We start from the raw sequence: 16,302 nt of genomic DNA, 5'->3' as shown, positions 1-16,302 counted from the left end.
TCAAAGTTTCTATACGATTTCATGTCAACATTATCATGCTTGCTTGCTTGAATTATTTATTTTGCTCACATAAACATTAATAAGCCTTGAAGCGATTAATAATGCCGAACAGAGTGAATTGATTGATGAGCTTATCTGGTTTCGTGAGCATCTCATCTGCAATTATTCGAAGCAAAATAATTTTTTTAAAACTATTTCTGTAACTGAAGATGCAAATCAAGAAATTTGCCGAATTTTGCGGTGAGGAATACAAGATACTTTCAGTGCGAAGTTTCATCTCTGCTGAGTTGAAATGATTTAATAATAACAAGATATTTTTATTGATAATTTTAAGTTTGGTTTATTTAAAAAATTAAGGAGATTATGAATAATCTCCTTAACTGATGACTGTAACTTGAAGTTAGACTTTTTTTATCAGTCTTTTTTCAAATTTTCTAGCAATAAAAATTCCATGAGCGCTTTTTGTGCATGCAAGCGATTTTCTGCTTCATCCCACACCACGGCATTTTTGTGGTCAAGCATGGTTTCAGAAATTTCTTCACCACGGTGAGCAGGTAAACAGTGCATAAACAGGCAGTCAGGGTGAGCAAGGCTCATCAAGTGTTCATTTACTTGATAATCTGCAAATGCTTTTTCACGAATCTTCTGTTCTTCTTCCTGCCCCATAGATGCCCAAACGTCAGTGACGATAAGGTCAGCATTTACGGCTGCGTCTTCTGCTGAGCCAACCAATTCTGCACAGTGTGCAAACTCAGACAAGAACTCAGGTTTTGGCTCGTAGCCTTTTGGTGAGGCGATTTTTAATTTAAAGCCCCACATATGTGCAGCTTCAATATATGAATTGCACATATTGTTGCCGTCGCCAATCCATGCCACAGTTTTACCTTCAATGCTACCGCGATGCTCAACATAAGTTTGAATGTCAGCAAGAAGTTGGCAAGGGTGGTGATCATCGGTCAATGCGTTAATCACAGGGACTTTTGAATAAGAAGCAAAACGTTCTACGATGTGATGTCCAAAGGTACGAATCATTACAATATCAAGCATGCTTGAAATGACGCGTGCCGAATCTTCAATCGGTTCACCGCGACCTAACTGTGTGTCACGTGGTGATAAAAAGATAGCACTACCACCAAACTGGCTCATACCTGCTTCAAAAGAAACGCGGGTACGTGTGCTAGATTTTTCAAAGATCATGCCAAGAACTTTACCAACAAACGGTTGGTAAACAGTATTTTCATGTTGCAGACGCTTAAGCTCTTGTGCGCGTGCAATAATGCGATTAAGTTCTGCTGTAGAAAGATCACGTAAAGTTAGGAAATGCCGTAGAGCCATGGTTACTCCACATAATTGTTGAATCGCGATGGCATCAACAATTAGTAGTTGTTCGTTAAAGAAAAAGTAATCGATTACTATACTATAAGCTGTCTATTTTGCCAAAGACTTATCGATATTGAAGGGCTTTTAAAAAGTGTTCGACACTATATTCAATATAATGATTGATTTCTTCAAGGCTTTCTTGAGGTTCAACGCCCATTAAGACTTGCCATTCAAAATGCCATAAAATTCCGAGATACATTTTGGCCGAGTGTAATGGGTTAGAGCAGACGATTTGACCTTGTTCATGTGCTTGAATGAGTCGCTGACTTACACTGTGCAGCATTTTCTCCGGGCATTCTTCATATAAATAGATTGCAAGCTCAGGGTTTTGCTTGGTTTGTTCGAATAGTAATCGAACAAATTTACGATTTTCAGGTTTTAAAATATGTTGATAAAAATTATTTAAAATGCTGACCAGTAAGCTTTTGAGGTTGCTGGTTTGCGGGGCAATTTTTAAAAATAGTTCTTTGAAAAAAATATCGCGCCGATGTTCGCAGATCGCTTTAAATAAACCGTCTTTATTCCCAAAATATTTGTATAAGGAAGCTTTTGATCCGCCCGCATGATTCACAATATCATCGAGGGAAACAGCGTCATATCCTTTTTCTAAAAAAAGTTCCGTAGCAGATATTACAAAGGCAAGATGTCGCTCAAACCCACGTTTGGTTTGGGGTGGCACGTTGCAATAACAGTAAAGTTGATCTGACATAGGAAATAAATAAAGATATCACGGTTAATCATTAAGTATAGCAAATCTGAACTAAAATGGCGCAATAGCCTGTGAGTGTATTGTTCACTTTACGATTCTTTGCTCAAATGAATTCTATATCGTTTGAGGATGCTCACGGAATGATGATTCTCTATGCGATTTGCAATTGATGGGCAGGATAAATGCATATTTGTGTATAAAAAAGGCCATGCTGAGCATGACCTTTTGCCTTCAATTTATTGAAATTATTCTAGAGTTGAGAGTTTTTGATCTTCTTCTTCATCGTCATCGACAGAATCCAACCCCAACTCTTTGAGCTTGCGTGTCAGTGTATTGCGTCCCCAACCCAGTAATTCGGCTGCATGGCGTTTACGTCCACGTGTTTGTTGTAATGCGGCATTGATTAATGTGCGTTCAAACATCGGGGTGGCAATATCCAGAATTTTCATCTCGCCGTTACGCAATTTTTGTATTGCCCATTGAGCAAGTAATTCATCCCAATGCTGTACGCTTACGCGTTCATTGCTGATATTGGCATTAGCAACAGGATCACCAGATTTTTGAATCGGGATTTGTTTTAGCTCATTTGGCAAGTCTTCTGGATAAACTTCTCGACCTGTAATCATAACAGTGAGCCAGCGACACGTATTTTCCAGTTGACGCACATTACCAGGCCAAGGCAATTGCTGCATATAACTGATGGTTTCTGGGCGTAAGATTTTTGGGCTAACGCCAAGCTCTTTGCCTGCTTGTGCCAAGAAATGTTGTGCCAGCATCGGAATATCTTCGCTACGATGCGCCAGTTTCGGAATATGGATACGAATGACGTTTAAACGATGGTACAAGTCTTCGCGGAAACGTCCTTCATTGACCAGTTTTTCCAAATCTTGATGCGTGGCAGCAACAATACGCACATCGACTTTGACTGGAATATGACCACCAACCCGATAAAACTCGCCATCTGCCAACACGCGTAATAAACGGGTTTGGGTTTCAAATGGCATATCGCCAATTTCATCAAGGAATAATGTACCGCCATTGGCTTGTTCAAAACGACCTTGGCGTTGTGTATTTGCGCCTGTGAAGGCACCTTTCTCATGTCCAAACAATTCGGTTTCAATCAAATCTTTGGGAATCGCTGCCATGTTTAAGGCAATAAAAGGTTTGCTCTTGCGTGGTGAATGGCGGTGCAGTGCATGTGCAACCAGCTCTTTACCTGTACCTGATTCGCCATTAATGAGAACTGTAATATGCGATTGAGATAATCGACCAATTGCGCGGAAGACTTCCTGCATGGCAGGCGATTCACCGATTATTTCAGTCGAATGAATTGGAGAGCTGGTTTTATTCGCAGATTCTTGTTGTTGTAGCTTAGTAATGTGCAAAATCGCACGATTCACCAACGCCAAAGCTTCATCGATATCGAACGGCTTGGGTAAGTACTCAAATGCACCAGTTTGATAACTTGAAACAGCAGATTCCAAATCTGAATGCGCCGTCATAATAATGACGGGCAGTTCAGGATAGCTACCTTTTACCTTGCCTAAAAAGGTTAAACCATCGATTCCAGGCATACGGATATCAGTTAAAATGACATCGGGCGATTCATTTGGTAGCTGGTCTAATGCGCTTTGAGCTTCCTCAAAACTGGTGACATCGAAGCCTTCTTCTTTGAAGGTTTTTTCCAACACCCAGCGCATGGCGCGATCATCATCAATGACCCAAATTTTATTTCGCGACATGGTGCGACTCCCAAGGTAAATATAAGCTAAAAATGGTTTTACTCGGCACAGAATGGCAAACAATCATGCCGTTGTGCTGATGCATAATATTTTGTGCAATACTGAGTCCAAGCCCCGTGCCATTGGCACGACCTGTGACCAGTGGATAAAATACAGACTCTAAAATTTCTTCAGGAATACCTGGCCCATTGTCTTCAATGTCAACGCGCACTGCAGAGCGATGTAAAACGCCATTAATGGTAACAAGACGCTGAATACGGGTGCGTAAGATCAGTTCAGGCTTATGTTCTTGGAAAAAATCCTTGTGCTCTAGCATGGCTTGTACCGCATTGACACTAATATTGAGCATGACCTGAATCAGTTGGTCACGATCCGCTTTGACATCGGGGAGTGATAAATCATAATCACGTGTAATTTTAATTTTCTTTTTGGTCTGATTGGTAATCAGAGAGCGTACGCGTTCTAAAGGCTCATGCACATTAACATCAACATAGCTAGGCAGTTGGCGCGAACCGAGCATGGTGTCTGCAAGTGTACGTAAGCGATCCACCTCACTAATGATAATGTCGGTGAACTCATTGTATTTTGGATCGTTTAGGCTACGTGCCAAAAGCTGGGTTGCCCCACGAATGCCACCTAACGGATTCTTGATTTCATGTGCGACGCCACGAATCAGTTGTCGTGTGACTTGGTGTTGCTGAATCAGGTTTTCTTCCTTGGAAATTTTCAGCATTCGGTCAATCGGATTGAGTTCAATCAGTAATAAAGGATGATAGGGACGTCCAGCATTAAGCTGTGAAACAGAATAATCCACATGAATGTCTTTAAAATTGACATTAATAATGGCTTCGCGACGTGTATAAGCCTGCCCAGTATTTAACGTGTTAAATAATGCTTCACGCGTATCAAAGGTATCATTTGGTGCTTGTAGAAGCTGAACAACAGGTATACCTGAAGCACGTAACAAACTCATGTCAAAAAGTGCTTCACAAGACGAGTTAAGGTAAAAAATATTTAAATTTTTATCGACCAGTAAGATGGCTGTGGTCAAATTGTCGACGAGTAGACGGTAATCAATCGTTGGAGTAGGGTCCATTAGCGTAATCTTCCTGATGTAAAATAGCGCAATGGCATCTTTGTCATTGTATTTGCTCCCTGTTATGGAACATTTTCTAAAATTAAAACTAGCCTGATTAAAGCAAAATGTAAGCCAACTTTATAAAATGACTTGTTTTTAGGCAAAAATTAGCCTTTGGCACGCTTTTAAAGTGACTTTTATGCATTCATCTCTAAAACAGTATCAAAATGAGGAGTTTTTAGCACTATCTTGGTGCTACTTATTTGTTTTGTTAAAACATGAGCAATATTTTGGTGCATGGCTGAAACATTACCGTTTATGCCTATGCTTACGCAGGGAAAAGTCATACAATACGCGCATTCTAGTGGAGTGTTGTTTGCATGAAATCCCCCAAAGTCGGTTTTGTTTCTTTAGGTTGTCCTAAGGCATTGGTCGATTCTGAGCGTATATTAACCCAGTTGCGTACTGAAGGTTATCAGGTTGCATCAGATTATGATGGTGCTGACCTCGTTGTGGTAAATACCTGCGGTTTTATCGAGTCTGCGGTACAAGAGTCGTTAGATGCAATTGGCGAAGCCATGAATGAGAATGGTCGTGTAATTGTGACAGGCTGCTTGGGGAAAGATGAAGATAAAATCCGTCAAATGCATCCAAATGTATTGAAAGTGACGGGCGCAGCAGCATATCAAGATGTGATGGAAGCTGTACATGAGTATGTACCTGCTCCACCAAAACATAACCCATTTATTGATTTAGTCCCTGAGCAAGGTGTGCGTCTTACGCCAAAACACTATGCTTATTTAAAAATATCGGAAGGCTGTAACCACCGTTGTACCTTCTGTATTATTCCAAGTATGCGTGGCGACTTGGTTTCACGTCCTGTAGGTTCAGTCCTTGAAGAAGCTGCGGCACTAAAACGTGCAGGCGTTAAAGAAGTCTTGGTGATTTCTCAAGATACGTCAGCCTATGGTGTCGACACTAAATATAAATTGGACTTCTGGAACGGACAACCCGTCAAAACCAAATTTTATGACATGTGTGAAGCACTCGGTCAGTTAGGTATCTGGGTACGTTTACACTATGTTTACCCATATCCACATGTTGATGCAGTGATTGATTTGATGGCACAAGGTAAAATTTTACCTTATCTGGATATTCCATTCCAACATGCAAGTCCGCGCATTTTAAAACTCATGAAACGCCCCGCACATAGCGAAAATACGCTAGAGCGTTTACAAGTTTGGCGTGAAAAATGCCCTGAATTAGTCATTCGTTCAACCTTTGTTGTTGGCTTCCCAGGTGAAACTGAAGAAGATTTCCAAATATTACTTGACTGGCTCAAAGAAGCGCAGCTTGATCGTGTTGGATGCTTTACCTATTCACCAGTAGAAGGTGCAACAGCCAACGACTTGCCAGATCATGTTCCTGAAGAGATCAAACAAGAGCGTTATGAACGCTTTATGCAGGTACAACAAGAGATTTCAGCAGCAAAATTGCAACAACGCATTGGCCAAACTATGACGGTATTGGTTGATGGTCTGGAGGATGAATATCCAGTTGCGGTTGCGCGTTCTTATGCAGATGCCCCGGAAATTGATGGCAATGTTTTTGTTGAAGACATTGATAAATCACAAATTAAAGAGGGCGATTTGCTAGAAGTCGAAATTACCGATGCGGATGAATATGATCTGTTTGCTAAATTGATTAAAATTAAAGCAAATTAATCAACTCAAATTTACAAATTTAACTTTATTCGAATGAAAACTTTTTCGGAGCACCGTCATGGCAGAAACAAATAGTCCTCGTTACTCACGTATTTTACTCAAGTTGTCTGGTGAAGCACTATCAGGCAACCGTGAGATGGGGATTGATGCTCAAGTTCTTGATCAAATGTCACTGTCTATTGCACATTTGGTGGGTTTGGGTGTACAAGTGGGCATCGTAGTAGGCGGTGGTAACTTATATCGCGGCAGTCAATTACAAAAAGATGGTCTCGTTGGACGTGTTACAGGTGACCAAATGGGTATGCTTGCAACCGTTATGAATGGTTTGGCTATGCGTGATGCGCTGGTACGTCGTAATATCAAAACTCGTCTGATGTCTGCGTTGTCTATTGGTACTGTAGTTGAGCCATATTCAAGCCGTGATGCGATTCGTCACCTCAGCCAAGGTGAAGTCTGTGTATTTGTGGCTGGTACAGGTAATCCATTCTTTACAACAGATACAGCTGCATGTTTGCGTGGTATTGAGATTGAAGCGAACCTTATCCTAAAAGCCACTAAAGTTGATGGCGTTTATAATAAAGATCCAAGTAAATATGATGATGCAGTAAAATATGATCGTTTGACTTTTGATCAAGTGTTGGATGAAAAGTTGGGTGTAATGGATCTTACTGCGATTTGCTTATGTCGTGATCATAATGTGCCTTTACAAGTATTTGATATGAACAAATCTGGTGCATTGCTTTCAATCGTGATGGGTGAAAAAGAGGGAACTCACGTTACGAAGTAATATACGTAACTGAGAAAGCTCTTTATACTAGCGCTAATTTTATTTTACATTTTGAGAAAGTAAGGAAGATCATATGATTAACGATCTTAAAAAAGACAGCGAACAGCGAATGCAAAAGTCACTCGAGTCCTTGGAGCAAGGATTTGCAAAAGTTCGTACTGGCCGTGCGCACCCATCTATTTTAAATGGTGTCATGGTTCCTTACTACGGTTCGGATGTGCCATTAAACCAAGTGGCAAACGTGGGTGTTGAAGATTCACGTATGTTGATTGTTCAACCATTTGAACGCACCATGGTTTCTGCAATTGATAAAGCGATTCGTGAAAGTGATTTGGGTTTAAATCCAATTACTGCCGACGCAATTCGTGTGCCATTACCAGCACTCACTGAAGAAACTCGCCGTGATATGCAAAAGGTTGCACGTACTGAAGCTGAAAATGCCAAAGTTGCAATTCGTAACATCCGCCGTGATGTTTTGGGTGACTTAAAAACATTATTGAAAGAAAAAGAAATTTCTGAAGATGATGAACGCCGTGCAAGTGATGATATTCAAAAGATCACTGACAAATATGTAGCTGAAGTAGATAAGCGTCTAGCTGCAAAAGAAGAAGAGTTAATGAAGGTTTAATGAATGACGAGTTTAAACGGCATTCACCACCTTCCTCAACATGTTGCCATCATTATGGATGGCAACAATCGTTTTGCTAAAAAAATGCATCTTGCGCAAGGCGCTGGGCATAAAGAAGGTAAAAATACGCTAGATCCTGTCGTAGAGCGCTGCCGTGAGCTTGGGGTTCGGGCCTTGACGGTTTTTGCTTTTTCAAGTGAAAACTGGAATCGACCTCAACCTGAAGTTGATTTGCTTATGCATTTGCTAGAGCAGACTGTTCATGAGCAAATCCCGCGGATGATCAAGTTTGAGATTGCTCTACGTTTTATCGGTGAGCGTTCTCGACTTCCATTACATTTGCAAGAGTTACTCAATACTGCTGAGCAACAAACTGCTCACTTTAAGCAAATGACGCTGACGATCGCGATTAGTTATGGTGGTATGTGGGATATTGCGGATTCAGCCAAGCGTATTGCTCAAGATGTACTTGACCACAAAATTACAGTTGATCAGATTAATCCCGCACTGTTTGGTCAATATATTCACCTTGGAGATTTGCCTCCAGTAGACTTGCTCATTCGAACAGGCGGAGATTATCGAATTTCTAATTTCTTGCTGTGGCAGTCTGCATATGCAGAGCTTTATTTTACTAAAACATTATGGCCTGAGTTTTCAGTCGAAGAACTCAACCAAGCCTTTAAGGTATTTGCACAGCGTGAACGCCGTTTTGGTAAAACCTCTGAACAAATCCAACAAGAGAAAACTGAGAAATAATACATGTTTGAGCGGATTAAAACCGCGTTGGTATTGGTAGCAATTGTTTTAAGTTGTATGTTTGCTACAACCTCGCATTACCCTATGCAAGCATTGATGGTCATTGCTGCAACGATTGCAGGGTATGAGTGGTATAAATTAATGCCAAAGCAGGATGCATCGATACGACCATTTTTTGTTTTTGGATATGCTTGTATCGCCTTGATTGTATCTGTGATTGCATTGTATGTTCATGATATTACATTGCTTTTTTGGATAGCTTCCATTTTGGTGTGGCTCACCAGTGTATATTGGGTGAAAAACTTTCCAGAATATGATGGCTGGTATAATAAAAGCCTGAATCTGGTTGGCCTGATCCTGATTTCAGCAGCAGTGAGTGCAATTTTCTCTGTCTGGGAACATTCGCCGTGGTGGCTAATGTATCTATTCCTCTTGGTTTGGGGTGCAGATAGTGGTGCATATTTTGTTGGGCGAAAGTTGGGTCGGCGTAAAATGGCGCCAAATGTTAGCCCCAATAAATCGGTTGAAGGTTTGTTTGGTGGCTTAATCACTTCAGGTATTATTGTTGTTATTGTTCAAAGTCATTATTTACATTTAACTTTATTACAACATGTACTATTTCTAATCCTCTCGATTATCACTGTACTTGGTTCGGTTCAAGGTGACTTGTTTGAATCAATGATTAAGCGCCGAGCAGGTGTGAAAGATTCGGGTCGAATTCTTCCTGGGCATGGTGGTGTTTTGGATCGTATTGATTCATTGCTCGCAGCAGCACCGATTTTTGCAACAGGAATTTATTTACTAAAACTTATCGGTGTAGATCTCTAAATGTCTCAATCTGTTTGTATATTGGGTGCAACTGGTTCAATTGGTGAAAGTACATTAAAAGTATTGCTGCAACATCCAGATAAATACTCGGTTTTTGCAGTTACGGCATATAGTCGACTTGAAAAATTGGTTGAAATATGCAAACAGTTCCATCCTCAAGTTGCTGTTGTTCCCTCAATGCAACAAGATCGACTGGCACAGTTATTTAAACAGCATCAGATTGATTATACAGAAATTTTTACTGATGAAGCTGGTTTGGTTGCTGTTGCTGAGCATCCACAGGTTGATATTGTCATGGCGGCAATTGTTGGTGCAGCAGGATTGCTGCCAACATTAGCAGCAGTCAAAGCCAGTAAGCGCGTACTGCTTGCGAACAAAGAAGCTTTGGTTATGTCTGGCGAAATCATGATGCAAGCGGCTGAACAGCATCAGGCGCTTTTGCTGCCTGTAGACTCTGAGCATAATGCGATTTTTCAGTGTTTGCCAAATGGCTATTGTCAGTCAGAGCGTACAGGTCAACCCAAACAAGGTGTTTCTCGAATTCTGCTGACTGCATCAGGTGGCCCATTTTTAAATACATCATTGAATGACTTACATGATGTGACCCCCGCGCAGGCATGCAAACATCCAAATTGGTCAATGGGCCAGAAAATATCCGTCGATTCAGCAACTCTCATGAATAAAGGTCTGGAATTGATTGAAGCATGTCATTTGTTTTCAATTTCAGAACATTTTGTTACAGTCGTTATCCATCCACAAAGTATTATTCATTCTATGGTTCAATATGTGGATGGTTCAACTTTGGCTCAAATGGGTAATCCTGATATGTGTACGCCAATTGCACATGCATTGGCTTGGCCACAGCGCATCTCAACGCCCGTAGATGCTTTGGATTTATTTGTACATCAACAGCTTAATTTTCAACAGCCCGACACGATTAAATTTCCTGCCTTACGTTTAGCTCGTCATGCTATGCAAGCAGGTGGTGTTGCCCCAGCGATTTTAAATGCTGCCAATGAAATTGCAGTTGCTGCATTTTTACAGCAAAAAATAAAATTTACCGCAATTCCTGAAGTTGTAGAACATACCTTAAATGATATGGAAAATGCTCAGGCCAATTCGCTAGAGACTATTTTACAAGCAGATCAATTTGCTCGTAATATAGCAACTCAGCGTGTTGATGCTTTAAGGCTAAAATAATGAGTATTTTATTTATTGTGCTTGCAGCAATTTTTTTGCTTGGGCCACTGATTGCCATTCATGAATTTGGTCATTATTGGGTTGCACGCAAATTGGGTGTCAAGGTTCTGGTCTATTCAATTGGCTTTGGGCCAACTGTACTTAATTGGACATCTAAAAAGTCGGGAATTCAGTATCGGTTATCGGCATTGCCTTTGGGTGGTTATGTCAAAATGCTGGATGAACGTGAAGGTGATGTTAAGGCTGAAGATCTTCCTTTTGCATTTAACCGTCAGTCTCCTTGGAAACGCATCGCGATTGTTGCAGCAGGACCACTGATTAACTTGATCTTTGCAGTTTTATTATTTTGGGTACTGTTTTTACCCCAACAGGAACAGCTCAATACTCGCGTTGGTAAAGTGATACCTGAAACGCCTGCAGCGATTGCAGGTTTACAGGTCGGTGATAAAGTTGTTGCAATTGATGGTAAAACGACCTCGACTTGGGAAGCCTTAAATTTTGCACTGGTTGATCGTGCGGGAGAGACAGGGCAAATTCAGGTACAGGCTGAACATCAGGGTCAACTCAAAAATTTTAGTCTACCCATTCAGCACTTCTTAAAAGATCAAACACAGTCTGCTTTAGATACTTTAGGATTTTTGCCATATCGTCCAAAAATTGAACCTATTATTGATCAGCTTGTGCCAGATGGCGCGGCTAGTCGTCAAGGTATGCAAAAAAGCGACAAGATTCTTGCAATTGATGGGGTGAAAACACCTGACTGGTTTGATGTGGTTGATATCGTACAAAAGTCGCCAGAAAAATTACTTAAAATTGATGTTGAGCGGCAAGGCAAGGTTCTCCAGTTGCAGGTCATGCCTCAAGGCAAGCGTGACAATATGGGAAATGTGACAGGCATGCTAGGGGTTCAAACCAAGTCAGCACACATTACTGTTCCTAGCCAATATAAGCAAACTATTCAATATACACCTGTACAAGCGTTTGGAAAAGCGGTACAAAAGACTGGTGAAATTTCCAGTATGATCTTAAATTCAATGACCAAAATGGTTCGTGGTTTAATTGGTTTGGAAAATTTATCAGGTCCAATTACGATTGCTAAAGTTGCTGGACAAAGTGCAGAAATGGGTTGGCAAACTTTTATTTCATTTATGGCATTGATGAGTGTAAGTTTGGGGATTTTGAACTTATTACCAATTCCAATGCTTGATGGTGGACATCTAGTTTATTATTTTATAGAAGCAATTCGAGGTAAACCTGTTTCTGAACAAATACAAATGATTGGTTTTAAAATCGGTATGGTATTGCTAGGTAGCATGATGGTCCTTGCTTTATTTAATGATTTTATGCGTTTATAACAGAATTACGAAATATCCAACTTAGTGGAAAAAATAGGCATGCGTCACACACATTTTTTAATGCCTTTAGCACTGGTGAGTGCAATGGCTGCTGTACAACAAGTTTATGCCGCGGATGAGTTTGTTGCCCAAGATGTTAAAATCGAAGGTTTAGTTCGCTTAACCCCTGCCAATATTTATAGTATGTTGCCAATAAAAAGTGGTGATCGTGTAAATGATGCGACCCTCAATAATGCTATACATACTTTATATGATTCAGGTTTATTTGATGACATTAAAGCAACCCAACAGGGCAATACTTTAGTTTTTAATGTTGTTGAACGTCCGATTATTTCTAAAGTTGAATTTAAAGGCAACAAGCTCATTCCTAAAGAAGCTTTGCAAGACGGCTTGAAAAAAATGGGAATCGCAGAAGGCGAAGTGCTGAAAAAGTCGACTCTGCAAAATCTTGAGACAGAGCTTGAGCAGCAATACAATCAGCAAGGTCGTTATAATGCTGATATTAAAGTTGAAACCACACCACGCCCAAATAACCGTGTTGACTTAACCATTAATTTTAATGAAGGTAAGGCTGCTAAAGTTGTCAATATTAGCGTGATTGGTAACACAGTTTTTAGCGATGATGATATTAAGCGAGCATTCGCACTTAAAGAAAGCAGTTGGTCATCTATCGTTACTCGTAATGACCGTTATGCTAAAGAGCGCATGGCGGCAAGTCTGGAAGCATTACGTGCCTTATATTTGAATGCAGGTTATGTCAATTTTGCTGTGAATTCATCAAATTTGAATATCAGTAATGATAAGAAAAATATTTTTGTTGAAGTTTCAATTACTGAAGGTCAGCAATTCAAGGTTGGTCAGACTAAGTTCTTAGGTGATACTTTATTTAAACCTGAAGAATTAAAAACGCTGCAAATTTATAAAGATGGCGATACTTATTCTCAAGAAAAAATTGATGCCGTTAAAAATCTGTTATTGCATAAATATGGTAATGCAGGTTATTACTTTGCTGAAATCAATGTTGTTCCACAAATTGATAATGATAAGAAAATCGTTGATCTGAATTATTACATTAATCCAGGTCAGCAAGTGACGATTCGTCGTATTAACTTTACAGGCAATACTAAAACTGAAGATCAGGTATTGCGTCGAGAAATGCGTCAAATGGAAGGTGCTTTGGCAAGTAACGAGAAAATTGACTTGTCTAAAGTGCGCTTAGAACGTACGGGTTACTTTAAAACTGTTGATGTTAAACCTGTACGTATTCCAAATGTACCAGACCAAATTGATTTGGATGTTAATGTTGAAGAGCAACATTCAGGTACAAGTACTCTAGCACTGGGTTACTCACAAAGTGGTGGTATTACTTATCAAGCTGGGATTAGCCAGTCTAACTTTCTGGGTACAGGTAAAAGTGTAGGTTTTGACTTTACCAAGTCTCAGTATGCAACGTCTTATAGTTTAGCAGTCACAGATCCATACTTTACGATTGATGGCGTAAGTGCTGGTTATAATGTCTACTATAAAGAAACTAAGCCATACCAAGACTACCATGTTAGTGATTACTACTCTAAAACGCTCGGCGCCAATACAAGCCTGTCTTATCCAATCGATGAGAACCAGAGTGTTAGTGGCTCATTTGGTTTAGAAAGTACTGATATTTCTACTGACCAGTATGGTTCTGTTGCATTTAGAGACTATTTGTTGAGTCATGGTGGTAAAGTGAAAGCAACGGCAACGCCAACTGCTGGTGGTGAGCCTTACGCGAGTGAGTTTGATGGAAGCTATCTAAATTACCTTGTAAACTTGGGTTGGTCATTTAATACTCTAAACCGACCAATGTTACCAACATCAGGTCAGTTGCACAGTGTGAATCTGGAAGTTGCTTTGCCAGGTAGTGATGCTGCATATCAGAAATTGACTTATAGTACCCAAGTATTTTTCCCAATTGGTAGTAAAGGTTGGGGAGTTCATGGTTATGGTAAGTTAGGTTATGGTCATGATCTGCCGTTCTGGAAAAACTACTATGCTGGTGGTTGGGGATCAGTTCGTGGTTATCAAGACAATACTTTAGGGCCAGCTTATCCTGGAGTGTACTATAGTGCGAATAACATAGCGCAAAGCAGTAGTCGAGATTCTACAGGTGCAAATGCACTCGTACAATTTGGCGGAGAATTGATTTTACCTGTGCCATCAAAAGCTGACTGGGCACGTAATGTTCGTCCTGTGTTGTTTGCTGAAGGTGGTAATGTCTTTGATACAACATGTAATGTAACTGCTTATAACAATCCTGCTACTCCAAGCACGTCTACAGATGCTGGAGCAAAGCAATACTGTAAAGATAACTACGGTTTTGATTTAGGTAATTTACGTTATAGTGTTGGTTTTGGTCTGACTTGGAATACCATGATTGGTCCTCTTTCAATCAGTTATGCTTTCCCGTTGAATAAGAAAACAACTGATCAAACACAAGCGGTACAATTCCAGATTGGTCGAACTTTCTAAGTTCGGCCTTCAGCCAGTCGTTAAAAATGTAATGATTTAAGGATATATCAATGAAAAAATTAGCAGTAGCATTAGTAGCAGGTTTAGGTTTTATGGGTATGGCACACGCTGCGGGTTATGGTGTGATTGACATGCAACGTGTTGTTGAAAACAGTACTTATTTGAAACAGCAAAATGATGGTTTACAACAAGCAGTAAAACCTGCTGCTACACGTGTTGAGCAGTTAAATAAAGAGATCCAGGATTTGCAAAACAAAGCAGCCACAGCTAAACCAGCAGAAGTGCAGCAGCTTAAAACACAATATGATGCAAAAGTAAAAGAAATTAATTCATTGGAACAAAACATTCAGCAGCGCGTACAGTCTACTTCTCAGGCGACAGGGCAAACTTTTACCACACGTGTGCAGCAAGCTGCAGAACAATTGCGTAAAGAAAACAGTTTAGATTTCGTTTTGAATAAAAATTCAGCACTTGCCTATGACGTTAAGAACGACTTAACTGATAAAATGATTCAAAAGGTTAATGCGATGAAATAATCAATGATTCAGCGTTCATATACACTTAAAGAATTAGCATCTTTAGTACATGGTGAATTAATTGGACAACCTGAAACGAAAGTTTCAGGTTTGTCTAGTTTAGAGCAAGCGACATCTCAGCAGATTTCTTTTGTGAATGGGGATAAATACTTAGAGCAAGCACTTGCTTCGAAGGCCGCTATTTTAATCGTCACACGTGACTTACAATCTCAATTCACAACACATCAGAATTTTATCGTTGTTGAAAATCCATATCTTGCTTTTGCAATGCTTACACATGTGTTTGAAATTAAAAAAACAGATGTGGGGATTGAGAGTACAGCCCAAATTCATCCTTCTGCCATGATTTCAGATACTGCCTATATTGGTCATTATGTGGTCATTGGTGAGAACTGTGTCATTGGGGATGATACGTTTATTGAGTCACATGCTAAGATTGATGATGGTGTGGAAATTGGGCAGAAATGTTTTATTGATTCACATGTCACGATTACTGGATTTAGCAAAATTGGTAACAATGTGCGCATTCATGCCAATACCGTGATCGGAAGTGAGGGTTTTGGATTTGCTCCTTATCAAGGAAAGTGGCATCGTATTGCACAGTTAGGCTCTGTGAAAATTGGCAATAATGTGCGCATTGGATCAAATTGTAGTATTGATCGTGGTGCATTAGATGACACAATTTTGGAAGATGGGGTCATTGTAGATAACCTTGTGCAAATCGCCCATAATGTGCATGTTGGTGAAAATACTGCGATTGCTGCAAAAACAGGCATTGCAGGTAGTACAACGATTGGCAAAAACTGTATACTTGCGGGCGCTTGTGGGGTGGCTGGACACCTAAAAATTGTAGACAATGTTACATTAACGGGAATGTCAATGGTCACAAAAAGTATTTTTGAGTCTGGTACATATTCTTCAGGAACTGGTTTGTTTGAAAGTGGACACTGGCGTCGTACGATTGTTCGCTTGAGACAATTAGCAGATGTGCCATTGACCCAAATTGTCAAACGACTAGATCATATACAAACTCGTATTGAGTCACTTGAATCAACTTTTAATATGCGTAAATGA

14 protein-coding genes are annotated in these 16,302 nt (G+C 40.1%); 10 read left to right on the top strand and 4 right to left on the bottom strand.

The window, feature by feature from the left end:
• Positions 1-414 precede the first annotated feature (414 nt).
• From argF to glnL, 4 genes are all read right to left on the bottom strand, one after another.
• Positions 415-1,335, bottom strand: a complete 921-nt coding sequence (argF, locus tag ACX1N5_RS12630) for an ornithine carbamoyltransferase (protein WP_458802501.1) — start codon at positions 1,333-1,335, stop codon at positions 415-417.
• Between the two features lie 109 nt (positions 1,336-1,444).
• Positions 1,445-2,089, bottom strand: a complete 645-nt coding sequence (locus ACX1N5_RS12625) for a TetR/AcrR family transcriptional regulator (protein ID WP_458802499.1) — start codon at positions 2,087-2,089, stop codon at positions 1,445-1,447.
• 245 nt (positions 2,090-2,334) lie between these two features.
• Positions 2,335-3,831, bottom strand: coding sequence for a nitrogen regulation protein NR(I) (glnG, locus tag ACX1N5_RS12620; protein WP_458802497.1), 1,497 nt, complete (start codon positions 3,829-3,831; stop codon positions 2,335-2,337).
• Complete coding sequence (glnL, locus tag ACX1N5_RS12615; RefSeq protein WP_004751909.1) at positions 3,818-4,927, bottom strand: nitrogen regulation protein NR(II); 1,110 nt, start codon at positions 4,925-4,927, stop codon at positions 3,818-3,820. Before glnL ends, glnG begins: the two co-directional genes overlap by 14 nt.
• A gap of 362 nt (positions 4,928-5,289) precedes the next feature.
• On the opposite strand from glnL, the gene rimO reads away from it, so the two are divergent.
• The 10 genes from rimO (at position 5,290) to lpxD (ending at position 16,302) form a co-directional block, all read left to right on the top strand.
• A complete protein-coding gene (gene rimO, locus ACX1N5_RS12610; RefSeq protein ID WP_004751911.1) occupies positions 5,290-6,633 on the top strand; it encodes a 30S ribosomal protein S12 methylthiotransferase RimO in 1,344 nt (447 codons plus the stop codon).
• Positions 6,634-6,691: 58 nt separating this feature from the next.
• On the top strand, positions 6,692-7,420 hold the full coding sequence (gene pyrH, locus ACX1N5_RS12605) for a UMP kinase (protein ID WP_004751913.1): 729 nt from the start codon (positions 6,692-6,694) through the stop codon (positions 7,418-7,420).
• Positions 7,421-7,493: 73 nt separating this feature from the next.
• On the top strand, positions 7,494-8,048 hold the full coding sequence (gene frr / locus ACX1N5_RS12600) for a ribosome recycling factor (protein ID WP_004751915.1): 555 nt from the start codon (positions 7,494-7,496) through the stop codon (positions 8,046-8,048).
• Between the two features lie 3 nt (positions 8,049-8,051).
• Positions 8,052-8,804, top strand: coding sequence for a polyprenyl diphosphate synthase (gene uppS, locus ACX1N5_RS12595; protein ID WP_458802493.1), 753 nt, complete (start codon positions 8,052-8,054; stop codon positions 8,802-8,804).
• Positions 8,805-8,807: 3 nt separating this feature from the next.
• Positions 8,808-9,632: a phosphatidate cytidylyltransferase gene (locus ACX1N5_RS12590; protein WP_004751919.1), complete on the top strand. Its 825-nt coding sequence runs from the start codon at positions 8,808-8,810 to the stop codon at positions 9,630-9,632.
• Positions 9,633-10,832 carry a 1-deoxy-D-xylulose-5-phosphate reductoisomerase gene (gene ispC / locus ACX1N5_RS12585; protein ID WP_458802491.1) on the top strand — a complete coding sequence of 400 codons (1,200 nt, stop codon included), beginning with the start codon at positions 9,633-9,635 and terminating at the stop codon, positions 10,830-10,832. It abuts the gene before it with no gap.
• Entirely contained in the window at positions 10,832-12,187 is a 1,356-nt protein-coding gene (gene rseP, locus ACX1N5_RS12580; protein ID WP_131381712.1) for an RIP metalloprotease RseP, read from the top strand. Before ispC ends, rseP begins: the two co-directional genes overlap by 1 nt.
• A 39-nt stretch (positions 12,188-12,226) precedes the next feature.
• Complete coding sequence (bamA, locus tag ACX1N5_RS12575; RefSeq protein ID WP_131381711.1) at positions 12,227-14,692, top strand: outer membrane protein assembly factor BamA; 2,466 nt, start codon at positions 12,227-12,229, stop codon at positions 14,690-14,692.
• 50 nt (positions 14,693-14,742) lie between these two features.
• Positions 14,743-15,228, top strand: a complete 486-nt coding sequence (locus ACX1N5_RS12570; RefSeq protein ID WP_004751928.1) for an OmpH/Skp family outer membrane protein — start codon at positions 14,743-14,745, stop codon at positions 15,226-15,228.
• A 3-nt stretch (positions 15,229-15,231) separates the two neighbouring features.
• The gene (gene lpxD, locus ACX1N5_RS12565) at positions 15,232-16,302 is read left to right on the top strand and encodes a UDP-3-O-(3-hydroxymyristoyl)glucosamine N-acyltransferase (RefSeq protein WP_458802488.1); all 1,071 of its coding nucleotides are present in this window, start codon (positions 15,232-15,234) and stop codon (positions 16,300-16,302) included.

The organism is Acinetobacter sp. ANC 4636, assembly GCF_054454555.1.
Note: the sequence above shows the minus strand (reverse complement) of the source record. Positions and strands in the feature narration are given on the sequence as shown.

Bases quoted from the DNA above. Each gene is read 5' to 3' on its own strand.
- argF (WP_458802501.1), bottom strand. From the start codon at position 1,335: ATGGCTCTACGGCATTTCCTAACTTTACGTGATCTTTCTACAGCAGAA.
- pyrH (WP_004751913.1), top strand. From the start codon at position 6,692: ATGGCAGAAACAAATAGTCCTCGTTACTCACGTATTTTACTCAAGTTG.
- frr (WP_004751915.1), top strand. From the start codon at position 7,494: ATGATTAACGATCTTAAAAAAGACAGCGAACAGCGAATGCAAAAGTCA.
- rimO (WP_004751911.1), top strand. From the start codon at position 5,290: ATGAAATCCCCCAAAGTCGGTTTTGTTTCTTTAGGTTGTCCTAAGGCA.
- uppS (WP_458802493.1), top strand. From the start codon at position 8,052: ATGACGAGTTTAAACGGCATTCACCACCTTCCTCAACATGTTGCCATC.
- ACX1N5_RS12570 (WP_004751928.1), top strand. From the start codon at position 14,743: ATGAAAAAATTAGCAGTAGCATTAGTAGCAGGTTTAGGTTTTATGGGT.
- ACX1N5_RS12625 (WP_458802499.1), bottom strand. From the start codon at position 2,089: ATGTCAGATCAACTTTACTGTTATTGCAACGTGCCACCCCAAACCAAA.
- glnL (WP_004751909.1), bottom strand. From the start codon at position 4,927: ATGGACCCTACTCCAACGATTGATTACCGTCTACTCGTCGACAATTTG.
- ispC (WP_458802491.1), top strand. From the start codon at position 9,633: ATGTCTCAATCTGTTTGTATATTGGGTGCAACTGGTTCAATTGGTGAA.
- rseP (WP_131381712.1), top strand. From the start codon at position 10,832: ATGAGTATTTTATTTATTGTGCTTGCAGCAATTTTTTTGCTTGGGCCA.
- glnG (WP_458802497.1), bottom strand. From the start codon at position 3,831: ATGTCGCGAAATAAAATTTGGGTCATTGATGATGATCGCGCCATGCGC.
- bamA (WP_131381711.1), top strand. From the start codon at position 12,227: ATGCGTCACACACATTTTTTAATGCCTTTAGCACTGGTGAGTGCAATG.
- ACX1N5_RS12590 (WP_004751919.1), top strand. From the start codon at position 8,808: ATGTTTGAGCGGATTAAAACCGCGTTGGTATTGGTAGCAATTGTTTTA.
- lpxD (WP_458802488.1), top strand. From the start codon at position 15,232: ATGATTCAGCGTTCATATACACTTAAAGAATTAGCATCTTTAGTACAT.